Origin of the sequence: Streptomyces sp. KL116D (assembly GCF_030766975.1) — a bacterium.
In the GTDB taxonomy this organism is placed as follows: Bacteria; Actinomycetota; Actinomycetes; order Streptomycetales; family Streptomycetaceae; genus Streptomyces; species Streptomyces longispororuber_A.
Genome location: NZ_JASERH010000027.1, coordinates 105,650 through 127,010, shown reverse-complemented (window position 1 = coordinate 127,010; position 21,361 = coordinate 105,650). Strand labels below are relative to the sequence as shown.

General features: G+C 71.9%; 18 protein-coding genes and 1 tRNA gene. 7 read left to right on the top strand and 12 right to left on the bottom strand.

All coding sequences use genetic code 11. The annotated features are described in order from the left end of the window. The first annotated feature begins 31 nt into the window (after nt 1-31). Nucleotides 32-790 carry a 3-oxoacyl-ACP reductase FabG gene (fabG, locus tag RBJ77_RS09255; RefSeq protein ID WP_372344491.1) on the top strand — a complete coding sequence of 253 codons (759 nt, stop codon included), beginning with the start codon at nt 32-34 and terminating at the stop codon, nt 788-790. A gap of 85 nt (nt 791-875) precedes the next feature. Then, nucleotides 876-2,393, top strand: a complete 1,518-nt coding sequence (locus RBJ77_RS09250; protein WP_372344490.1) for a long-chain fatty acid--CoA ligase — start codon at nt 876-878, stop codon at nt 2,391-2,393. A gap of 222 nt (nt 2,394-2,615) precedes the next feature. Here RBJ77_RS09250 and argG read toward each other — a convergent pair whose 3' ends face one another. Then, entirely contained in the window at nt 2,616-4,058 is a 1,443-nt protein-coding gene (gene argG / locus RBJ77_RS09245; protein WP_255981376.1) for an argininosuccinate synthase, read from the bottom strand. Between the two features lie 147 nt (nt 4,059-4,205). Here argG and RBJ77_RS09240 point away from each other — a divergent pair, with 147 nt between their 5' ends. Then, nucleotides 4,206-4,970 (top strand): sulfite exporter TauE/SafE family protein, encoded by a 765-nt coding sequence (locus tag RBJ77_RS09240; protein ID WP_372344489.1) that lies wholly within the window; start codon nt 4,206-4,208, stop codon nt 4,968-4,970. A 12-nt stretch (nt 4,971-4,982) separates the two neighbouring features. Here RBJ77_RS09240 and RBJ77_RS09235 read toward each other — a convergent pair whose 3' ends face one another. Together RBJ77_RS09235 and RBJ77_RS09230 are read right to left on the bottom strand one after the other, a co-directional pair. Continuing rightward, nucleotides 4,983-7,064, bottom strand: coding sequence for an MDR family MFS transporter (locus RBJ77_RS09235; protein WP_372344488.1), 2,082 nt, complete (start codon nt 7,062-7,064; stop codon nt 4,983-4,985). 121 nt (nt 7,065-7,185) lie between these two features. Further along, nucleotides 7,186-7,683, bottom strand: a complete 498-nt coding sequence (locus tag RBJ77_RS09230; protein ID WP_372344487.1) for a DUF309 domain-containing protein — start codon at nt 7,681-7,683, stop codon at nt 7,186-7,188. Between the two features lie 119 nt (nt 7,684-7,802). On the opposite strand from RBJ77_RS09230, the gene RBJ77_RS09225 reads away from it, so the two are divergent. Next, nucleotides 7,803-7,876 (top strand) — tRNA-Pro (locus tag RBJ77_RS09225). Nucleotides 7,877-7,972: 96 nt separating this feature from the next. Here the strand turns inward: RBJ77_RS09225 and RBJ77_RS09220 are convergent. Then, nucleotides 7,973-8,425 (bottom strand): hemerythrin domain-containing protein, encoded by a 453-nt coding sequence (locus tag RBJ77_RS09220; protein ID WP_372344486.1) that lies wholly within the window; start codon nt 8,423-8,425, stop codon nt 7,973-7,975. Between the two features lie 120 nt (nt 8,426-8,545). Between RBJ77_RS09220 and RBJ77_RS09215 the strand changes: the two genes are divergently transcribed. After that, complete coding sequence (locus tag RBJ77_RS09215; RefSeq protein ID WP_372344485.1) at nt 8,546-9,469, top strand: aminoglycoside phosphotransferase family protein; 924 nt, start codon at nt 8,546-8,548, stop codon at nt 9,467-9,469. 58 nt (nt 9,470-9,527) lie between these two features. On the opposite strand, the gene RBJ77_RS09210 is transcribed toward RBJ77_RS09215, so the two are convergent. The 8 genes from RBJ77_RS09210 to RBJ77_RS09175 all read right to left on the bottom strand — a co-directional run bounded on the left by RBJ77_RS09210 (nt 9,528) and on the right by RBJ77_RS09175 (nt 18,135). Then, nucleotides 9,528-10,610, bottom strand: a complete 1,083-nt coding sequence (locus tag RBJ77_RS09210) for a mechanosensitive ion channel family protein (protein ID WP_372344484.1) — start codon at nt 10,608-10,610, stop codon at nt 9,528-9,530. A 192-nt stretch (nt 10,611-10,802) separates the two neighbouring features. Next, nucleotides 10,803-11,738 (bottom strand): hypothetical protein, encoded by a 936-nt coding sequence (locus tag RBJ77_RS09205; RefSeq protein ID WP_372344483.1) that lies wholly within the window; start codon nt 11,736-11,738, stop codon nt 10,803-10,805. A gap of 9 nt (nt 11,739-11,747) precedes the next feature. Beyond that, nucleotides 11,748-12,770 (bottom strand): Gfo/Idh/MocA family protein, encoded by a 1,023-nt coding sequence (locus tag RBJ77_RS09200; RefSeq protein ID WP_372344482.1) that lies wholly within the window; start codon nt 12,768-12,770, stop codon nt 11,748-11,750. Continuing rightward, nucleotides 12,767-13,783 (bottom strand): Gfo/Idh/MocA family protein, encoded by a 1,017-nt coding sequence (locus tag RBJ77_RS09195; RefSeq protein WP_372344481.1) that lies wholly within the window; start codon nt 13,781-13,783, stop codon nt 12,767-12,769. Before RBJ77_RS09195 ends, RBJ77_RS09200 begins: the two co-directional genes overlap by 4 nt. 31 nt (nt 13,784-13,814) lie before the next feature. Beyond that, nucleotides 13,815-14,651 (bottom strand): carbohydrate ABC transporter permease, encoded by an 837-nt coding sequence (locus tag RBJ77_RS09190; protein ID WP_372344480.1) that lies wholly within the window; start codon nt 14,649-14,651, stop codon nt 13,815-13,817. Then, nucleotides 14,644-15,612, bottom strand: coding sequence for a carbohydrate ABC transporter permease (locus tag RBJ77_RS09185; protein ID WP_372344479.1), 969 nt, complete (start codon nt 15,610-15,612; stop codon nt 14,644-14,646). The genes RBJ77_RS09190 and RBJ77_RS09185 overlap by 8 nt, the downstream gene beginning before the upstream one ends. Beyond that, nucleotides 15,612-16,877, bottom strand: a complete 1,266-nt coding sequence (locus RBJ77_RS09180; protein WP_372344478.1) for an extracellular solute-binding protein — start codon at nt 16,875-16,877, stop codon at nt 15,612-15,614. The genes RBJ77_RS09185 and RBJ77_RS09180 overlap by 1 nt, the downstream gene beginning before the upstream one ends. A gap of 109 nt (nt 16,878-16,986) precedes the next feature. After that, nucleotides 16,987-18,135, bottom strand: a complete 1,149-nt coding sequence (locus tag RBJ77_RS09175) for an ROK family transcriptional regulator (RefSeq protein ID WP_372344477.1) — start codon at nt 18,133-18,135, stop codon at nt 16,987-16,989. Nucleotides 18,136-18,329: 194 nt separating this feature from the next. Between RBJ77_RS09175 and RBJ77_RS09170 the strand changes: the two genes are divergently transcribed. Then, complete coding sequence (locus tag RBJ77_RS09170) at nt 18,330-19,583, top strand: aspartate aminotransferase family protein (protein WP_372344476.1); 1,254 nt, start codon at nt 18,330-18,332, stop codon at nt 19,581-19,583. A gap of 296 nt (nt 19,584-19,879) precedes the next feature. Next, nucleotides 19,880-21,352: an NAD-dependent succinate-semialdehyde dehydrogenase gene (locus tag RBJ77_RS09165; protein WP_372344475.1), complete on the top strand. Its 1,473-nt coding sequence runs from the start codon at nt 19,880-19,882 to the stop codon at nt 21,350-21,352. The last annotated feature ends 9 nt before the right edge of the window (nt 21,353-21,361 follow it).

The window sequence follows — 21,361 nt, the reverse complement described above, 5'->3', positions numbered from 1 at the left end:
ACTCCCTTACGACACAAGGAATACGAGACTCATGAGCAGGTTCACCGGCCGCGTCGCCGTCGTCACCGGAGCCGCCCAGGGCATCGGCGCCGCCACCGCGCTCCGGCTCGCGGAGGAGGGCGCCGCCGTCGCCGTCGTCGACCTCACCGCCGAGCGTGCGCGGGCCACCGTCGACGCGATCGAGGCCAAGGGCGGTACCGCCCGCGCCTACGGTTGCGACGTCACCGACCAGGACGCAGTGGAGACGACCTTCGCGCGGATCAACGAGGACCTGGGCGCGCTGCACATCCTGGTCAACAACGCGGGCATCACGCGGGACGGCATGTTCTTCAAGATGCCCAAGTCCGACTGGGACGCGGTCCTCGACGTCAATCTGAGCTCGGTCTTCAACTGCTCGCAGGCCGCGCAGACGTACATGTCGCGGCAGAAGTACGGCAAGATCGTCTCGCTCTCGTCCCGGTCCGCCCTCGGCAACCGCGGCCAGGCCAACTACGCCGCCGCCAAGGCCGGCATCCAGGGCTTCACCGCCACGCTCGCCATCGAGCTGGGCCGCTTCGACATCAACGTGAACGCCGTGGCCCCCGGCTACATCGCCACCGCGATGACCGCCGCCACCGCCGAGCGCGTCGGCGCCACCGCCGACGAGCACCAGAAGCTCGCCGCCGAGCGCACCCCGCTGGGCCGCGTCGGACAGCCCGAGGACATCGCGTCCGTCGTGGCCTTCCTCGCCAGCGACGACGCCTCCTACGTCAGCGGACAGACGCTGTACGTCAACGGCGGCGCCCGCTGAGACCCGGCCGCGGGCCCGGCCGCACCGGGTTCGCGGCGCCCCTCTGGTTCAGAGCCGCACCAGCAAGGAACGGAGCACCACCCGCATGGCCACTCTCTCGCTCGCCGCGATCCTCGCCGACAACGCCCGCCGCAGGCCCGACAAGGAGGCCCTCGTCCAAGGCGAACTCCGGTTCACCTTCGGCGAGTTGTGGGACCAGGTCCGGGCCCGGGCCGCCGCGCTCGGCGAGAAGTACGGCGTCCGGCCGGGCGACCGGGTGGCGCTGATGGCCCCGAACACCGTCGACTTCCCGCGCGCCTACTACGCGATCCTCGCGGCGGGCGGCGTCGTCGTCCCCGTCCACCTCCTGCTCTCCGCGGGCGAGGTGGAGCACGTCCTGCGCGACAGCGGGGTGAACCTGCTGCTGTGCGCCCCCGCGCAGGCCGCCGTCGGCACGGCCGCGGCCGAGGCGGCCGGCGCCCGCGTCGCCACGATCGGCGACGACGGTGAACTCGACCGCGTCGCCCAGGACGTGACGCCCCTTCAGGTGTACGCCGCGCGCGGCCCCGAGGACCCGGCCGTCATCTTCTACACCAGCGGCACCACCGGCGTCCCCAAGGGCGCGGTGCTCAGCCACCTCAACCTGGTGATGAACGCGACCGTCGACGCCTTCGACTGCAACGAGTACAGCCCCGACGACGTCGTCCTCGGCGCGCTGCCCTTCTTCCACGCCTTCGGCCAGACGGCCTCGCTGAACGCGGTGTGGCGCGCGGGCAAGAAGCTGGTGCTGCTGCCCCGCTTCGACGCGGCGAAGGCGATCGACCTGATGGTCGAGGAGAACGTCACCGTCTTCCACGGCGTGCCCACCATGTACGTGCACCTGATAGCGGCGGCCGGCAAGGCGAAGGCCCTGCCCCGGCTGCGCATCGCCGTCTCCGGCGGCGCCTCCCTGCCCCTCGCCGTCCTGGAACGCTTCGAGGAACTCTTCGGCGCCCGCATCTACGAGGGCTACGGCCTGAGCGAGACCTCGCCCGTGGCCTCCGTCAACCAGCCCTGGTATGGCATCAGGGCGGGCACCGTCGGCCACGCCATCTGGGGCGTCGACGTGGAGATCGCCCGCCCCGAACTCGACGACCGCATCGAGCTGCTGCCCACCGGCGAACTCGGCGAGATCGTGGTGCGCGGCCACAACGTGTTCACCGAGTACCTGGGCCGTCCCGACGCCACCGCGGAGGCCCTCGTCGACGGCTGGTTCCGCACGGGTGACCTGGGCACGAAGGACGCCGACGGCTACACGACGATCGTCGACCGCAAGAAGGACGTCATCATCCGCGGCGGCTACAACGTCTACCCGCGCGAGGTCGAAGAGGTCCTGATGACCCACCCGGGCGTCGCCCAGGTCGCCGTCATCGGCCTCCCGGACGACGTGCACGGCGAGGAGGTCTGCGCGGTGATCGTCCCGAAGCCGGACGCCCACCTCGACGCGGCCGACCTCACCGAGTGGTCCAAGCAGCACCTGGCCAAGCACAAGTACCCCCGCCGCATAGAACTCACCACCGACCTCCCCCTCGGCCCGAGCATGAAAATCCTCAAACGAGAACTCCGCACGACCTACGCCAACTAGCGCCCCGAAAGGGGCGCGGGGAACTGCGCGCTCAGCCACAACGAACCCGCACTCGCCGACGCACCGGAGAACCCACCTCCTGAAGGGGCGCGGGGAACTGCGCGCTCAGCCACACCAAACCCGCACCCGCCACCGCACACGACATCCCACCCCCAGAGGCGCAAAAAGGGCCGGCCGGCGCCGATCGGCGCCGCCCGGCCCACATCCGCCCAACCGACGGAGTCAGTCCGTCCCGGCCTCCATAGCCGCCCGATCCAGCGCAGCGTCCTCCTCGGACACCTCCCCGCGGGACGCGATCGCCTCAGCACCGCCCTCCGGCATCGCCCCGATCAGCCCGGTGGCCGCCGCCTGCGCGGAGCCGACCGCCGAGTCCGCCCCGAGCAGCCCCAGACCCGCGTACTGCTCCAGCTTGGCGCGCGAGTCGGCGATGTCCAGGTTGCGCATGGTGAGCTGGCCGATCCGGTCGACCGGGCCGAACGCCGAGTCCTCGGTCCGCTCCATGGACAGCTTGTCCGGGTGGTAGGAGAACGCCGGACCGGTCGTGTCGAGGATCGAGTAGTCCTCGCCGCGCCGCAGCCGCAGCGTGACCTCACCGGTGACGGCCGCGCCGACCCACCGCTGCAGCGATTCGCGGATCATCAGCGCCTGCGGGTCCAGCCAGCGGCCCTCGTACATGAGGCGGCCGAGCCGGCGGCCCTCGGCGTGGTACTGGGCGAGGGTGTCCTCGTTGTGGATCGCGTTCACCAGGCGCTCGTACGCGGCGTGCAGCAGCGCCATGCCCGGGGCCTCGTAGATGCCGCGGCTCTTGGCCTCGATGATCCGGTTCTCGATCTGGTCGGACATGCCCAGGCCGTGCCGGCCACCGATCGCGTTGGCCTCCATGACGAGGTCGACGGCGGAGGCGAACTCCTTGCCGTTGATCGTCACGGGGCGGCCCTGCTCGAAGCCGATCGTGACGTCCTCGGTGGGGATCTCGACCGACGGGTCCCAGAACTTGACGCCCATGATCGGCTCGACCGTCTCCAGCGAGACGTTCAGGTGCTCGAGCGTCTTGGCCTCGTGCGTGGCACCCCAGATGTTGGCGTCCGTGGAGTACGCCTTCTCCGTGCTGTCCCGGTAGGGCAGGTCGTGGGCGACCAGCCACTCCGACATCTCCTTGCGGCCGCCGAGCTCGGTCACGAAGTCCGCGTCGAGCCACGGCTTGTAGATCCGCAGGTTCGGGTTGGCCAGCAGGCCGTAGCGGTAGAACCGCTCGATGTCGTTGCCCTTGAAGGTGGAGCCGTCGCCCCAGATCTGCACGTTGTCCTCGAGCATCGCCCGGACCAGGAGCGTGCCCGTGACGGCGCGGCCGAGCGGCGTCGTGTTGAAGTAGGCACGGCCGCCCGAGCGGATGTGGAACGCGCCGCAGGTGAGCGCGGCCAGGCCCTCCTCGACCAGCGCCGCGCGGCAGTCGACGAGGCGGGCGATCTCCGCGCCGTAGGCCTGGGCGCGGCCCGGCACGGAGTCGATGTCGGGCTCGTCGTACTGGCCGATGTTCGCGGTGTACGTGCAGGGGACGGCGCCCTTGTCGCGCATCCACGCGACCGCGACGGAGGTGTCGAGACCGCCGGAGAAGGCGATGCCGACGCGCTCGCCGGCGGGGAGGGAGGTGAGGACCTTGGACATAGGAAGAGTATGCATCATCACGCATGACCATGCAAAGGGGGGTGGGGGCCGGATGTCCGCCCGTGTCCGCCCGGCCGCTGAGGCGCGTATCACGATGCGGCGCCCCTGACGCGCGGCGGATAGATGGGTCTAGCATCTGTCTCCGCCATGCACGACATATTCGGGATCACCCCCTGGGAGTTCACCGCCCTGGCCGCCGCGGCCCTGCTGGTGGGCTTCTCCAAGACGGCCGTCAGCGGTGCCAACACGGTCAGCCTCGCCATCTTCGCCGCGATCCTGCCCGCCCGCGCGTCCACCGGCGTGCTGCTCCCGATCCTCATCTGCGGCGACGTCCTCGCCGTCCTCACCTACCGGCGGCACGCCCACTGGCCGACGCTGTGGCGGCTCTTCCCGGCCGTGGCCGGGGGAGTGGTGGCCGGCACGGTCTTCCTCGCCTTCGCGGGCGACGGGGCCGTGCGCACCTCCATCGGCGCGATCCTGCTGCTGATGGCCGGGGTCACCGTGTGGCGGCGCAGACGGGCCGAGGCTCCGGAGGTCGAGGAGACCGCCACCCGCTCCGCCCGCGTCAAGGCGGGCTCGTACGGGGTGCTCGGCGGCTTCACCACCATGGTCGCCAACGCGGGCGGCCCGGTGATGTCCATGTACCTGCTGTCGGCGGGCTTCCGGAAGCTCGGCTTCCTGGGCACCTCCGCGTGGTTCTTCCTCATCGTGAACTCCGCGAAGGTGCCCTTCAGCGTGGGCCTCGGCCTGATCGACGGCCGCTCGCTCCTGCTGGACGCCGCCCTCGCCGGGTTCGTGGTGCCCGGCGCGCTCATCGGCAAGGCGGCGGTGAACCGCATCAACCAGCGACTGTTCGAGCGGCTCGTCATCGCCGCCACGGTCGTCGGCGGACTCCAGCTGCTGCTGCGCTGACCCCGGGCCGCGCTACGACGGGGTGAGCGTGCGGTCCGCGCCCGGCTGCGCCGGCAGCCCCTGCGCCAGGTCCTCCACGAGCAGCCGCTTCGCGATGGTGTCCACCGCCGCCCGCAGGTCCTGGCCCGGCGGCCGGCCCAGGTCCGCCTCGATCTGCTTGCTCAGCCACTCGCCCCACGCGTGGTTGAGGACACCGGCCTCCCTGCGCCCCGCCGCCGTGTGCGAGAAGTACGTGCCCGTGCGGGACAGGTAGCCCTCGTCGACCATCCGCTGGAACACCGGCACCAGGACCTCGGGCGGCACCCTGCGCCGGGCCGCGATCATGCCGAGACTGGCGTGCCCGACCATCCGCGTGAAGAACTCCACCTGCATCACGGCCCACGCGCCCGCGATGTCGAGGCGGCTGTCGGAGACGTCGAGGATGTGCCGCGCGGTCTCCAGGTTCGTCGACTTCACGAGGTTCCCGACCGCCCGCTCCAGCAGGTGCGAGGGATCCCCGGTCGTCGGCTGCGCGAACCCCTCGCCCATGTCCGAAGACCCCATCCGCGCACTGTCCCGCAGCTGCACCTGCTTGAGGAACAGCGCCACGACGAACCCGATCAGGGCGACCGGCACCGTCCACAGGAACACCGTGTGCAGCGAGTCCGCGTACGCCTCGACGATCGGCACCCGCGCGGCCTCCGGCAGCCCGTGCACCCCGGCCGGACTCTGCGCCGCCTCGGCGAGCGCCGCCGGATCGATCCCGGTGCCGGCCTGCGCCGCGGTCTGCACGCCCTCGGTGAGGTTCGGCCTGAGCGAGTTGGCGTAGATCGTGCCGAACACGGCCGTCCCGAAGGAGCTGCCCAGCGTACGGAAGAACGTGACACCGGACGTCGCCGTGCCCAGGTCCGCGTACTCGACGGTGTTCTGCACGGCGATGGTCAGCACCTGCATGCACAGGCCGATGCCGGAACCGAGCACCAGCATGTACAGCGACTCCAGCCAGGTGCCCGACGACCGGCCCATCAGGGAGAGCAGATAGAGCCCGAGCGCCATGACGAGCGAGCCGACGATCGGGAAGATCCGGTACTTGCCGGTCTTGCTGACCACGTTGCCGGAGAAGATCGACGCGGCCAGCAGACCGATCACCATCGGCAGCGTGCGCACCCCGGAGATCGTGGCCGAGTCCCCGTCGACGTACTGCAGGTACGTCGGCAGGAACGTCATCGCGCCCAGCATCGCGAAGCCGACGATGAAGCTGAGGATCGAGCACACGGTGAAGACCGGATTGGCGAACAGCCGCATGGGCAGCATCGGTTCGGGCGCGCGCATCTCCACCCAGCAGAAGCCGGCGAGCGCGATCACCCCGCCCGCGAACAGGCCGATGATGGTGGGGGAGCCCCACGCGTACTCGTTGCCGCCCCAACTGGTCGCCAGGATCAGCGCGCTCGCGCCGATCGCGACCAGCGCGATGCCGAGGTAGTCGATCACCGGGCGCGTCGCCGACTTCACGACCGGGATGGTGCGGGCCGCGGCGATGACCACGACGATCGCGATCGGCACGTTGACGTAGAACGCCCAGCGCCACGTCAGGTGGTCCGTGAAGAGCCCGCCGAGGAGCGGCCCGATGACGGTCGCGACGCCGAACACGGCGCCGATCGCGCCCTGGTACTTGCCGCGCTCGCGCAGCGGGATGACGTCCGCGATGAGCGCCATCGACGTCACCATCAGACCGCCCGCGCCGATGCCCTGCATCGCCCGCCAGATGATCAGCAGCGTCATGTTCGTGGACAGGCCGCACAGGAACGAACCCGTGATGAAGATGATCGCCGAGAGCTGGAAGACCACCTTGCGGCCGAACAGGTCGCCGAACTTGCCGACCAGGACCGTGGCGACCGTCTCCGCGAGGAGGTACGACGTGACGACCCACGACATGTGGGCCGCGCCGCCGAGGTCGGAGACGATCGTCGGCAGGGCAGTGCCGACGATCGTCTGGTCCAGGGCGGCGAGCAGCATGCCGAGCATGATCGTTACGAAGACGACGTTGCGGCGGCGTTTGTCCAGGACCGGGGGCGCGTCTGCGGCGGGCGGCTGGGTCGTCTCGGTGGTCGTCACCCTCGCAGGGTCACACCGGGGTCGGGGGCGCGCATGCGGGTGAGGGCCGTATCGGTGACGCCTCCGCGCCGTGGGCGGTTGCGGCCTTCTTCGTGGCCGGACGCGCGGTTCGCCGTGCCCCTCAGGGAGCCGTTCGCAGCCGGGGCGCGGACCGGGCCGCGTCCACCGGGTCCCCGTTCCGTTCCACCCGGTCCGCCAGCGCCCCCGCCCAGGCGGTCAGCGCGCCCGTGTCCAGGCCCGCCGGGGGCTCGCCCCGCCAGGCCGCCAGGCCCTCCGCCCCGCGACGCAGCAGGCGGGCGCCGCCCGTGGTGTTGCCGCGGGCCGCGTGGGTGAGGCCCACCGCCAGCTGGGCCAGCGACCGCCACAGGGCGCGCTCGGCGTCCGGGCCCGACTTCCACGCGTCCTCGAAGACCTCGTGGGCGTGGAACGGACGGCCCGCGTCCAGCAGGGCCTGCGCCTCGGCCACCGTCTGCGCCGCCGTCCGCACGACGCCCTCCGGCTGGCGGTCGACACCGGGCGTCCCGTACGGGAGGGGGCGGCCCAGGCCGTCGCGGGGGCGCGCGTTGCGGGCGCGTCCCTCGTCGTCACGGTCCCGGTCACCGCTGCGCGAAGTGCTCATGCGTCCGATTCTCGCCCACCCCGCGCGGAGACCGCAGAACCCGTTTCAAACCACCCGTGAGCTTGGGGTATTGTTCTTCCTGTCGCCGCCGGACGGGACACCGGAAGGCCGGACGACATCGGGACGTGGCGCAGCTTGGTAGCGCACTTGACTGGGGGTCAAGGGGTCGCAGGTTCAAATCCTGTCGTCCCGACTTTACGAAGTCGCAGGCCGTGGGGCCGCTTTGGAGAGATCCGAAGCGGCCCCACTGTCGTGTCCGCAGTCGTGTCCGCGCTCCCCGGCGGACGGTTCAGCGCGGGTGCGCCGCCCGCCAGGCCGCCATCGACGCGTCCCACTCGTCGCCCGACAGCGCGGTGAGGGACGCCGGGAAGAGGCCGTCCTCCTCCTTGGCGATGTGCCGGTGCAGTTCGTGCACCGCCTCCGTGAACGTGCGGACGTCGTCCGCGTCGGAGAGGTCCAACTGAGGGAGCAGCGCGGCCAGTTCACGGTGCTCGGACTCCAGTGCCGCGATGTAGTCGGCGTACTCCGGGTCCTCGCTCATCACCCGGAACAGGCCGTCCTCCTCGCCGCGCCAGTGCGTCGCGAGCTCCGCCGCCATCCGGTCCACGAGCTGACGCGCCCGCGCCGGATCCCCGGCCTCCACGGCCCGCAGGGCGTCACCGGCGGCGTCCGTGACGCGCTCGTGCTCGGCGATGAACTCCTTGATCAGCGGGATGTCCCGGCAACCGCAGTAGTGGCACATGGTGACAGTCATACGGGACCGGAGCCGCGACGGCGCTGTTCGCCCCGCCGGAAAACCCGGAGCGGTCCGACCCGCCCGTTGTTAGGCTCGCCCGCCGGATTCCGACGTCGAAGGGTGAGCATGACGGCCACGCGCAAGCTGCACGACGACGAGCCGGACATCGACGAGGCGCTGGTGCGCGGCCTGGTGGACGGGCAGTTCCCGCGGTGGGCGGGGCTGCCGCTGAAGCCGGTCGACTCGCACGGCACGTCGAACGTGCTGTTCCGCCTCGGTGACGAGCACGTCGTCCGGCTGCCGCGACGGGCCGGGGCCGTGCCCGACCTGGCGGCCGAGCGCCGGTGGATGCCGCTCCTCGCGGCGGCGTCGCCGGTCGCGGTGCCCGAGCCGGTGGCCGAGGGGCGGCCGGACCTCGGCTACCCGTGGGCGTGGGCCGTGCACCGCTGGGTGCCCGGTGCGATCCCCGTGGTGGGGCGGCTGGAGCAGCCGGAGGCGCTGGCCGGGGACCTCGCGGTGTTCGTCACCGCCCTGCGCGGCGTCGACACCACGGGTGCGCCGCGCTCGTACCGCGGAGCGCCGCTGCCGGAGAGGGACGCGGACACCCGGGAGGTGATCGGGCGGCTCGGCGCGGCAACCGGCACCGGCACCGGTATCGACACCGACATCGATACCGACGCCGCGCTCGCCGTCTGGGACGCCGCTGTACGGGCACCGCGTCGCGAGCCCGACGTCTGGCTGCACGCGGACCTCCAGCCCGGCAACCTCCTCGTCGAGGACGGACGGCTCGCCGCCGTCATCGACTTCGAGTGCATGGGCCTGGGCGACCCGGCCGTCGACCTCATCGTCGCCTGGTACGTCCTGGACGCGCCCGAGCGGCGGACCTTCCGGGACGCCGTCGGCCAGGACCCCGACCTGTGGGCGCGCGGCCGGGGCTGGGCGCTGGCCGTCGCGGCCGCCGAACTCGACTACTACCGCGTGTCGAACCCGTTCATGGCACGGACCGCGCGACGCGTCATCGGCGAGGTGCTGGCGGAGTCGGCCGGCTGAGGCGAGGCGGGGAAGCGGGGAGGGGGCACGCGGCGGCGGGCCGCGTGCCCCGCCGCGGTCAGCCGACCGGCTTCTCCGCGCCGTGCCGCTGCTGCGGGATGATCACCGGCGCGCTGCCCTGCGTGAGCGCCACCGTCCGCACCGGCGACGGGATGCCGATGCCCTCCGCGCGGAAGCGCTGGTGGAGGCGCTTGATGAACTCGTGCTTGATCCGGTACTGGTCGCTGAACTCGCCGACGCCCAGGATCACGTTGAAGCTGATCCGGGAGTCGCCGAAGGTGTGGAAGCGGACCAGCGGCTCGTGGTCGGGGACCGCGCCCTCGACGTCCTTCATGACCTCCGTGACGACCTCCACCGTCACCCGCTCGACCTGCTCCAGGTCGCTGTCGTAGCCGACGCCGGCGAGGACGGTCAGCGTCATCTCCTGCTCGGGACGGCTGAAGTTGGTCATGTTCGTGCCGGAGAGCTGGGTGTTCGGGATGATCACCAGGTTGTTGGAGAGCTGACGCACCACGGTGTTGCGCCAGTTGATGTCCACGACGTAGCCCTCCTCGCCGCTGCTGAGCCGGATGTAGTCGCCCGGCTGCACCGTCTTCGACGCGAGGATGTGCACGCCCGCGAAGAGGTTCGCGAGGGTGTCCTGGAGCGCCAGGGCGACGGCCAGACCGCCGACGCCGAGGGCGGTGAGCAGCGGCGCTATGGAGATCCCGAGCGTCTGCAGGACGACGAGGAAGCCCATCGCCAGGACCACGACCCGGGTGATGTTCACGAAGATCGTCGCCGAACCCGCCACGGCCGCCCGCGACTGCGCCACCGTGCGGACGAGACCGGTGATGACCCGGGCCGCCGTCAGCGTCGCCGCGACGATCACGAACGCGGTCAGCACCATGTTCACCGTGCGGCCGGTCCGCGCGGTCAGCGGCAGTATCTGGGCCGCCACCGCCCCGCCCGCCGCGAACGCCGCCCACGGCACCAGCGTGCGCAGCGCGTCGACGACCACGTCGTCCCCGCCCCACCGCGTCCGGCTGGCCCGGTCGCCGAGCCAGCGCAGCACCGTGCGCAGCAGCAGCCCGGCCAGCAGTCCCGCGACGAGCGCGACACCGGCCCCGATCAGGTCGTGGAGTTCGAGCGAGCGGTTCACCGGGCACCTCCCGCGAGGGCTCGGCGCAACAGCGCGGCGGGGACTGCTATGTGATGTTTCGTCACGTGGTACCTGCTTGTCCGGGGATGTGAAGGGCGCGTGTCGACGAAGTGACGACGCGCGCGCCGGGCCATCCTGCCCCACGCACCTGGGCGTCGTGCGCGGCGGGCCGCCGATCCGGCCGCGTACCCGCTACCCCCGCAGCCCCTCCCACCCCGGGGCCAACTCCCACGCCGCCCGGTCCCATTGCTGGGCCCCGCCCGGCAACGGCCAGGCCCACGTGGGCCGATGGCCGCTCCGCGCCTCTTCCAGCGCCCGCGCCAGCACGGGCCCCATGAGCGCGGCACCGTCCGGGACCCGCTCGCCGTGCGCGGCCCGCAGTGTCCGGAACCGGGCCATCTCCGCGGTGTACGTCGCCACCGCGGCGGTCGTGTCCTTCGTCACCTCGTCCGCGGGCGCGAGCCGCAGGAGTTCGAGGACGGGCGGCTCGACGCCCTCGGCGAGCGCGGCGACGAGCCGCGCGTGCCCGTCCAGGACGAGATGGGCGTCGAACCCGCTGAACCACCACAGGAGCACCGGCGGCAGGGTGCCGTCCCCGGCCTGCTTGCGGTACGCCTTGACCCGCGCGTCCGTCACGTCGGGCCAGGCCCGCAGCGGCAGGACCTCCCAGGAGCCGTTGTGCACGAACCAGTCGAGCTCCCCGTCCGGGTCGCCCTCGACGAGCAGGTCGCGCCAGTGGGCGACCGGCGACTCGTCCTCCGGCCGCCACCGCTGGAACCGGGTCCCGGCCGTCAGGACCCAACGGCCGTCGTGCAGCGGGCTGTCGGCGTCCCGCTCCAGCGCGTCCGCGAAGCGGTGCGCCCACCGTGCCGGGCCGCGCACCCGCCGCGCCGTGTCGGCCCGCGGCGGCGGCAGCGGCGAGCGGAACGCCCCGGTGCGCAGGAAGTCGACGCCGCAGTGGTCCCGGGTGACCCGGCCGAACAGCACCGGCGCCCCGTCCGCCCGCCGCAGCACCGGGCGCCGGCCCTCGGCCGCGTACGGGCACAGACCGGGGCGCGGCCGGCCCGTCACCTCCAGCTCCAGGCCTGCCCACGCCCCGTCACGTCCGGTGGCACCGGTTCTGCGCATCCCGCGAAGCTACCCGATCGCCACGGTCCGCCCCGTCCGCGCCGACTCGTAGGCGGCCTCGACGATCCGCAGCGACCGCAGCCCGGACGCGCCGTCGGTCACGCCGACCGGGCCCGAGCCGTCGCCGAAGAGGAACGCGCGGAGCATCAGCGCGTCCAGGTCGACGCCGTAGGGGAGTTCCACCCCGGCGCGCGACGCCTCGCTGAAGCCGTGCACCTTCTGGTCGAAGGCGTCCATCTCCAGCGTCGCCCGGTCCCCGACGATCTGCATCGACAGGCCGCCCCAGGCCGGATGGTGCCGCGGCTGGCTCCAGCTGCAGTCGATCGTGGCGACGGCCCCGTTCGCGTACGTGAGGGTCAGCAGGCCCGCCGTCTCGACCGGGACCTCGCCCTCGTACAGCACGTTGTTCGTCTGCGCGTACACGGACGTCACCGGGCTCGCCTCGAAGAGGTCGTCGAGCAGGTCGGCGATGTGCACGGTGTGGTCCGTCAGGGCGCCGCCGCCCGCGAGCGCCGGGTCCACGAACCAGCGGCGTCGGCCGCCCGGCATGTAGCCGTTGTTGGCGCCGGACACCGCGAGGACGTCGCCCGCCGTGCCCGCCCGTACCGCCTCGCGCACCGCCAGATAGGCGGGGCTGAAGCGCACCGGGTGCGCCACCGCGAGCCGCACCCCGGCCGCCCGGCACGCCTCCACCATCGCCGCGCCGTCCTCCGGCGTGGTGGCGAGGGGCTTCTCGCAGAGGACGTCGACGCCGTGCGCCGCCGCGCGTTCGACCAGGGCGCGGTGCCGGACGTTCTCCGAGCAGACCACCACCTTGTCCGGGCCCCAGGCGAACAACTCCTCGTAGGTGTCCACGTAGTCGACGCCCAGCTGCGCGGCGAACGGCTTCCCGCGCACCTCGCCCGGCGCCGCCAGGTCCGTGTCCGGGTCGGCCGCCAGCACCCGCACGCCGTCCATGGCGCCGAGCAGGCGGGCGAAGCCGCCCGCGTGGACGTGCGCGAACGACAGCACCCCGACCTTCAGGTCCTTCACAGCCCGGCCTCTTCGGTCACCTTGATCTCGACGGGCTCGCCCGTGCGCGCGGACTCGGCGGCGGCAGCGGCGATCCGGACCGCCTCGACACCGTCGCGGGCCGACACCCGCGGTACCGGACCGCCCTCGATCGCCGCCGCGAACTCCCGCAGCTCGGTCAGGTACGGGCTCTCCGTCATCGGACTGCCGGGGATGCCCTCGCCGAGCGGCCGCGTCCCCTGGGCCAGCACGCGGAAGCCGGTGTGCGCGGTCGAGTCGTGCTCCAGGATGCCGTCGGGGCCCGCGACCCGGAACGTCGTACGGAACTGCAGGTCGGGCAGCCCCCATACGCCCAGCACGTGGCTGACCGCGCCGGACGCGTGGGTGAGGACCGCCGTGCCCGTGGCCACGTCGCCCGCCCGTGCGCCCGGCTCCTGCCGGCCGCGGACCTGGGCGTGGACGCGGACCACGTCGCCCGCGAGCAGCCGCGCGAAGTCGAAGTCGTGGATCATCTGGTCGACCAGGATGCCGCCCGACAGCGCCGGGTCGGCGAACCACGGCGCCCACACCGGATAGCTGCCCGACCGGGTGAAGCGCAGGACGGCCGGCGCGCCCACGCCGCCCGCCGCGACGGACTCGGCGAGCGCCGCGTACGCCGGGAAGTAGCGCACGACGTGGGCGGGGAAGAGCAGGACGCCCGCCGCCTCGGCCGCGTCGGCCATCTCCTGCGCCTCGCCGACGGTCAGCGCGAGCGGCTTCTCGCACAGCACGTGCTTGCCCGCGGCGATCGCGTCGAGGGCGAGCTGCCGGTGCGTGAAGGTGGGGGTGCACAGGTCGACGACGGCGGCGCGGTCGAGGAGTTCGGTGAGGCTGTGCACGGCCGTCACACCGGACTCGGCGTGGCGGGCGGCGAGTTTCTCCGCGTTGCCGTCGGTGGACAGGATCGTGACGCGTGCGCCCAGCGCGATCCAGGCGGGCAGATGGGCGCGGGCGATGCCGCCGGCGCCGATCAGGCCCACGTCGAGGCGTGCCATGGAGGTCCTTTCCGGTGGTGCGGGTTCGGGCTCAGCCCTTCGTGCCGCTCTGGGCGATGCCCTGCACGAAGTGCCGCTGGAGGAAGAGGTAGAGGAGGATCATCGGCAGGCTCGCGATCAGCGAACCGGCCATCATGACCGGGTAGTTGGTCTCGAACTGGCCCTCCAGCGAGGTCAGTCCGGCACTGATCGGCATCTTCGCCGGATCGGTGTTCACGACCAGCGGCCACAACAGGTCGTTCCACGACCACATCGCCGTGATCACCGCGAGCGCGGCGAGCGCCGGCCGGATCAGCGGCAGCATGATCGACCAGAAGATGCGGAAGGGACCCGCGCCGTCGATCCGGGCGGCCTCCTCCAGCTCCCGCGGCAGGGACAGGAAGAACTGCCGCAGCATGAACGTGCCGAACGCGCTGAACATCCCCGGCAGGAACAGCGCGGGCGCCGTGTTGAGCAGTCCGAGACGCTGGATGATGTCGTACTGCGGCAGGACGAGCAGCGACGACGGCACGAGCAGCACGGACAGGAACAGGGCGAACAGCACGTTCTTGCCGCGGAACCGCATCCGGGCGAAGGCGTACGCGGCGAGCGAGCAGAACACCAGCTGGCCGACGGTGCGGCCGACCGTGTTGATGACGCTGTTGCCGAGCATCTTCCCGTACGGCAGCGCGGTGAAGACCTCTTCGAAGGAGGACCAGTTCCACTTCTCGGGCAGGAACGTCGTCGGTACGTGCACGGCCTCGCCCAGCGTCTTCAGCGCCGTCAGCAGCTGCCACAGGAACGGGAAGACCATCACGAGAGCGCCGAGCGAGAGGATGACGTGCGTGGCGACGGAACCGCCGTCCACGCGGCGCAGCCGGTCACGCATAGTGCACCCACCTCTTCTGGAGCCGGAACTGAAGGTACGTCAGGGACGCGGTGAGCAGCATCAGGACGAAGGCGAGCGCGGCCGCGGCGCCCTGGTTGTTCTGCTGGAACGCCCACTGGTAGAAGAGGCTCACCACGGACTGGGTGGAGCCGAGCGCCGGGTTCGTCGGCGCCATCATCACGTAGATCAGGTCGAACATCTGGAGCGAGTTGATGACGCAGATGATCGCCGCGAAGAAGATGCTCGGGCTCAGCAGCGGCAGCGTGATGGTGAAGAACCGGCGCACCGGGCCCGCTCCGTCGAGCTCGGCCGCCTCGTAGTAGTCCTGCGGGATGCCCTTGATCCCCGCGATGAAGATGATCAAGTAGTAGCCGATGCTCTGCCACACCGACACGAGCCCGATCGCCCACAGCGCCGACGACGGGTCGGACACCCAGTAGTGGCGGGACATGCCGAACCACGACAGGACCTCGTTCAGGAGACCGAAGTTGCCGTTGTAGAGCCAGTTCCAGACCAGGCCCACCGCGACCGGCAGCGTCACGAACGGGATGAAGTACAGGGCGCGGTACACGGACACGCCGCGCAGCCCGCGCCGGTTCAGGAGCGCCGCGACCGCGATCGACAGCGGCAGCGTGACCAGCCCGATCGCCCCGTACAGCAGGGTGTTGCCGACGGCCCGCCACACGGTGACGTCCTGGAGGACGCGCGCGTAGTTGTCACCGCCGATCCAGCTGTTGCCGCCGAACGGGCCGAACGAGGTGAAGCTGTAGCCGAACGTCTGGAACATCGGCCAGATGTAGAACAGCAGGAAGCCGAGGCCGATGGGCGCGATGAACAGGTAAGCGGCCTTCTGTGTCCGCGAGTTGGGGCCGCGGGTGGCACCGTCGGGCCCGGCCTTCGCGCGCGGCCTCCTGATCCGGCCCTCCGCCTCCGCGGCGGCCGTCGACGGGAAAACAGCCATCACTTGCCCTCCTCGTCGAGCGCCCTGTCCATCTGTTTCGCCAGGGTGCGGGCGGCGTCCTCGATGTTCCCCTTGCCGCTGAACGGCGCCCCGAGCAGCAGGTACTCCAGGTCCTCCCAGACGGCCGTGTTCCGCGAACTCGGGTACGGGACCGCATAGTCGAGCATGTCGATGAAGTTGCGCAGATCGAACTCCGGCATCGACTTCAGCCAGGCGTCCTGCGTGTCCTCGTACGAGGAGATCGTGACGCCGCCCTTCGCCTGGATCTCGGCGGCCGGGCGCCGCGCCATGAAGTCCACGAACTTCCACGCGGCCTTCTTCTTGCGGGACTTGGCGCTGATGACGTTCGCCAGACCGTGGATGACCGTGGCCCGCTCACGGCCCTTGGGCAGGACGGTGACCCCGCCGTGGTCCTTGATCGCCGGAGTGCCGTACATGAACGACGCCATCGCCGACAGGTCGTAGTTCATCGCGGTCTGCTCCGACAGGTACAGATTGCGCGACCGCACCTCCGCCATGGCGCTCTGCGGCGGCGACCAGCCCCGGTCCACGAGGTCCGTCCAGAACCGCAGCCCCTCGATGGACCGCTCGTCGGCGAACCCGGAGCGCCCGTCGCGCAGCACGTACCCGCCCGCGCCGAACACCGTCGGATAGAACTTGGACTGCCGGTCCATCTCCGCGGTGATTCCGTACACCCGCGCCTTCGGATTCGTCAGCTCGCGCGCCGCGTCCCGCAGGTCGTCCCAGGTCCAGCTGGAATCGGGGTACTTCACGCCGGCCTTGTCGAACAGCTCCTTGTTGTACCAGAGCCCGATCGTGTCGAAGTCCTTCGGCAGCCCGTACTGCTCGCCGTCGTACGCGTAGATGTCGACGAGCGCCTTGGGATGCTTGCCGACCGGCGTGCGGTCGCGCTCGATGTGCTCGCCCAGCGGTTCGAGGACGCCGTTCGCCGCGTACAGCTGGATGTTCACGGCGTTCATCCAGAACACGTCGGGCGCCGTGCCGCCGCGCATCGAGGTGCGCAGCGTCGTCCAGTAGGTGTTCCACGGCGTGAGCTGGATCTCCACGGAGACGTCCGGGTTCTCGCGCTCGAAGGCCTTGATGATCTGCTGCATGCCGGGCGCCTGGGCCACGTCCCAGATGCCGTACGTGAGGGTGGTGCGGCCGCCGGCCCCGGCGGTGTCGGAAGCTTCGCCGCCGGTGCTGCAGCCGGCGGCCAGCGGGGTCGCCGCGAGCGCACCGGCGAGAAGCGTTCTCCTGCGCATACGCGTCTCCGGTAGGTAGGGGGAGAGGGCGGGTGGGGTGCGGTATGGGTTGGGTGCGGGTGCGGGTGCGGGTGCGGGTCTGGATGTGGATACGGGTAGGGGTGCGGGCTCAGGGCTTTAACGGGCGTGCCCCGTCGACGAGTTGGGACTCGACCGCGTCGAGGGCGCGGCGTACCGCGCCGAGAGCGACGCCCTCGCGGCCGAGCGTGCTGACCGCGATGCGCGGCACGTGCAGGGTGATCGGGCGCAGGTGCTCGGTGAGCAGCGGGCCCAGCGGATCGCCGACCGGCGCCAACGCGCCGGACAGGACGAGGAGTTCGGGGTCGAGGGCGAGGACGAGCGCGGCGATGCCCGGGGCGACACCGGCCAGATAGCGGTCGAGGACGTCGAGCGCACCGGCGTCGCCCGCTCGCACGGCCCGCGCGAGCGCGTCCGTCTCCGACTCGCCGGGCCGCCGGTCGGCGTCCCAGGCGAGCGCCTTCTCCGCCGCGTCCAGGCCCAGTTGGGGCAGGATGCCGAGCTCGCCCGCGCCGCCGCGCCGGCCCCGGTGCAGCCTGCCGTCGATCATCACGCCGCACGAGATGCGCCGCCCCACGAGGACGCACGCCACGTCGTCGGCGAGCACCGCGGCGCCCCGCCAGTGCTCCGCGAGCACCGCGAGGTTCACGTCGTTCTCGACGTGGATCCGGCACGGGACGTCGTCCGCGAGCCGCCGCGCGAGGTCCAGATCGGTCCAGTCCGGCACGATCACCGACCGGATCCGGCCCGTCTCGTCGACCATGCCCGGCACGCCGATGCCCACCGACCACACGTCGTGCGGGCCGAGGCCCCGGTCCGCGAGGAAGCCGCGCAGCCGCCCGCGCAGCAGCTCGATCCGCTCGGCGCCCGTCAGCTCCTCGGGGAAGTCCTCGCGGTGACGTGCGACGACCTCGCCGTCGAGCCGGGCGAGCAGCAGCACGATCTTCCGCAGACCGATGTCGACGCCGACGACGTGCCCGGCCTCGGCCCGGAACCGGAACCGGCGCGCGGGCCGCCCCGGGGCGCGGCCCGCCGCCGGGGCGTCCGTCTCGGCGATCCAGCCCCGCCCGACCAGTTCCTCCACGAGGGCTTCCACGGTCGGCCGGGACAGGCCGGTGGCGCCCGCGATCCGGCTCACCGTCTGCGGGCTCTCCTGCCGCAACGCCCGCAGCACCACTTGGGTGTTGAGGCCGCGCAGAGCCGCGAGATCGTGCCCGCGCGCCCGGTCGTGCGACGCCATCGCATCCGCCTTCGCCGGTCGGTCGAGTGGGTTGCGCAGGACTGTTGCATAACCGTCAGGGCTTGGGAACCCCGCCCGTACGGAAATTACGCAGAACTCCTTCGAATCGTGGAAGCGCGGCTTCGGCACCCGAGACGCGAATCGCCACACATGACCCATTGACGCCCGTTCGGCGCGGCACTGACGCTGGAGTCATGACCCGACTGTCCGAGCATCTGCGTCAGGCCACCCCCGTCGTCGCGCAGCGCGGGGAAGGCGTCCACCTCTACGGCATCGACGGCCGCCGCTATCTGGACTTCACCGCCGGGATCGGGGTGACGAGCACCGGCCACTGCCATCCACGGGTGGTGGCGGCCGCGCAGGAGCAGGTCGCGACGCTGATCCACGGCCAGTACACGACCGTCCTGCACCAGCCGCTGCAACGCCTCGTGGAGAAGCTCGGTGACGTCCTTCCCGAGGGCCTCGACAGCCTCTTCTTCGTGAACTCCGGCAGCGAGGCGGTGGAGGCCGCGATGCGGCTCGCCCGCCAGGCCACCGGCCGGCCCAACATCGTCGTCGCGCACGGCGGATTCCACGGACGCACCGTCGCCGCGGCGTCCCTGACGACGTCCGGCACGAAGATCCGCACCGGGTTCGGGCCCCTCATGGCGGGGGTGGCGATCACTCCCTTCCCGAACGCGTTCCACTACGGCTGGGACGAGGAGACGGCGACCCGGTTCGCGCTGCGCGAGCTGGACCACGTCCTCCAGACGGTCTCCGACCCCGACGACACGGCGGCGATCCTCGTCGAACCCGTCCTCGGCGAAGGCGGCTACGTCCCCGCCAACACGGCCTTCCTGCAAGGGCTCAGGGAACGCGCCGACCGCCACGGCATCGTCCTGATCCTCGACGAGATCCAGACGGGCGTCGGCCGCACCGGGCGGTTCTGGGGCCACGACCACTTCGACGTAAGGCCCGACGTGCTGATCACGGCGAAGGGCCTGGCCAGCGGTTTCCCGCTGTCCGGGATCGCGGCTCCGGCCGCCCTCATGCACAAGGTGCGCCCCGGCTCCCAGGGCGGCACGTACGGCGGCAACGCGGTCGCCTGCGCGGCGGCCTGCGCCACCCTCGACGTCATCGCCGAGGAGGGCCTGGTGGCGAACGCGGCGGCGATGGGGGCGCGGCTGCGGGCGGGCCTGGAGGACGTGGCGGCGAAGACCCCCGCCATCGGCGACGTACGGGGCCTCGGCCTGATGCTGGCCAGCGAGTTCACGACACCGGACGGCGACCCCGACCCGGCGACCGCCCTCCGGGCCCAGCAGGCGGCGGCCGACGAGGGCCTCCTCCTCCTGACCTGCGGCCCCTGGGGCAACGTGGTCCGGATGATCCCGGCGCTGGTGGTGACGGAGCCCCAGGTGGACGAGGCCCTACGAACCTGGACCGCAGCAGTGACCACGGCAACGTCCTGACGCACACGTACGGGGACCGGCTTTTCAGGGGCGCGGGGAACTGCGCGCTCAACCACAACAGACCGCCACCCGGCAAGATTCGCGAACCCCCGGGGCGGAGGCCGGCCTTTAGGGGCGCGGGGAACTGCGCGCCAAGCCACAACAGACCGGCACCCGGCATGATCCGCCAACCCCCCGGGCGGAGGCCGGCCTTTAGGGGCGCGGGGAACTGCGCACCCAGCCACCCAACCCACCCGCACCCAACCCACCCGCACCCCACCCGCAAAACCCACCCCACCCGCCACCAGGAGCCCACCATGCCCACACCCTCGGTGATCCAGGCCGTACCGAAAGAGCTCCACACGGCCGGCACCTGGCACCCCGCCCAGGACAACCGCACGATGCCCGTGGACAACCCGGCCACAGCCACCCCCCTCTGCCACGTCGCCGACGCCACCCCGCAGGACGGCCGACGAGCCCTGGACGCCGCCCGCGAAGCGCAACACGCGTGGGCCGCCACACCCCCCCGAACCCGATCGGAGATCCTCCGCCGGGCCCACGAGATCATCCTCAGCCGCACCGAAGACCTGGCCCTCCTCATGACCCTGGAGATGGGCAAACCCCTCGCGGAGGCCCGCGGCGAGGTCGCGTACGCCGCCGAGTTCTTCCGCTGGTTCTCCGAGGAAGCGGTCCGCATCGACGGCGGCTACGCCACCAGCCCCGACGGCCGCAACCGCCACCTCGTCCTGCGCCAGCCGGTGGGCCCGTGCCTCCTGATCACCCCGTGGAACTTCCCCCTCGCCATGGGCACCCGCAAGATCGGCCCGGCGATCGCCGCGGGCTGCACCATGATCCTGAAACCGGCCCCCCAGACCCCCCTGTCCACCCTGGCCCTCACCCAGATCCTCACGGAGGCGGGCCTGCCGCCCGGCGTCCTCAACACGGTCACCACGTCCGACGCGGCCGCCCTCGTCGAACCCCTGCTGCGCGGCGGCGGCATCCGCAAGCTGTCCTTCACCGGCTCCACCCAGGTGGGCCGCGTCCTGCTCGCCCAGTGCGCCGACACGGTCGTCCGCACCTCGCTGGAACTCGGCGGCAACGCCCCACTGATCGTCTTCGACGACGCCGACCTGGACGCGGCGGTGGACGGCGCGATGGTCGCCAAGATGCGCAACATGGGGGAGGCCTGCACCGCGGCCAACCGGATCTACGTGCACAGCTCCGTCGCGGAGGAGTTCGCCACCCGCCTCACCGCACGGATGGCCGCCCTGACCGTGGGCGACGGCACGGCCCCGGGCACCGACGTCGGCCCGCTCATCGACGCGGCGGGCCGCGCCAAGGTCGAACGCCTCGTGCGCGACGCCGTCGACCGTGGCGCCAAGGTCCTCACCGGCGGCGAACTCCCGTCGGGCGAAGGCCACTTCTACCCGCCCACCGTCCTCGCCCAGGTCCCGCGCGACGCCGAACTCACCGGCACGGAGATCTTCGGCCCCGTCGCCGCGCTGTTCACGTTCGACGACGAGGACGACGTCGTACAGGTCGCCAACGACACCGAATGGGGCCTCGTCAGCTACGTCTTCACCCGCGACCTCGACCGGGCGCTGCGGGTCGGCGAACGCCTGGAGACCGGCATGGTCGGCCTCAACACCGGCCTGGTCTCCAACCCGGCCGCCCCCTTCGGCGGCGTCAAGCAGTCCGGACTGGGCCGGGAAGGCGGCCGCGTCGGCATCGAGGAGTTCCTGGAGTACAAGTACCTCGCCGTCCCGGTGACCGCCCGCCCCGGCTCGTAGCACGCCCGC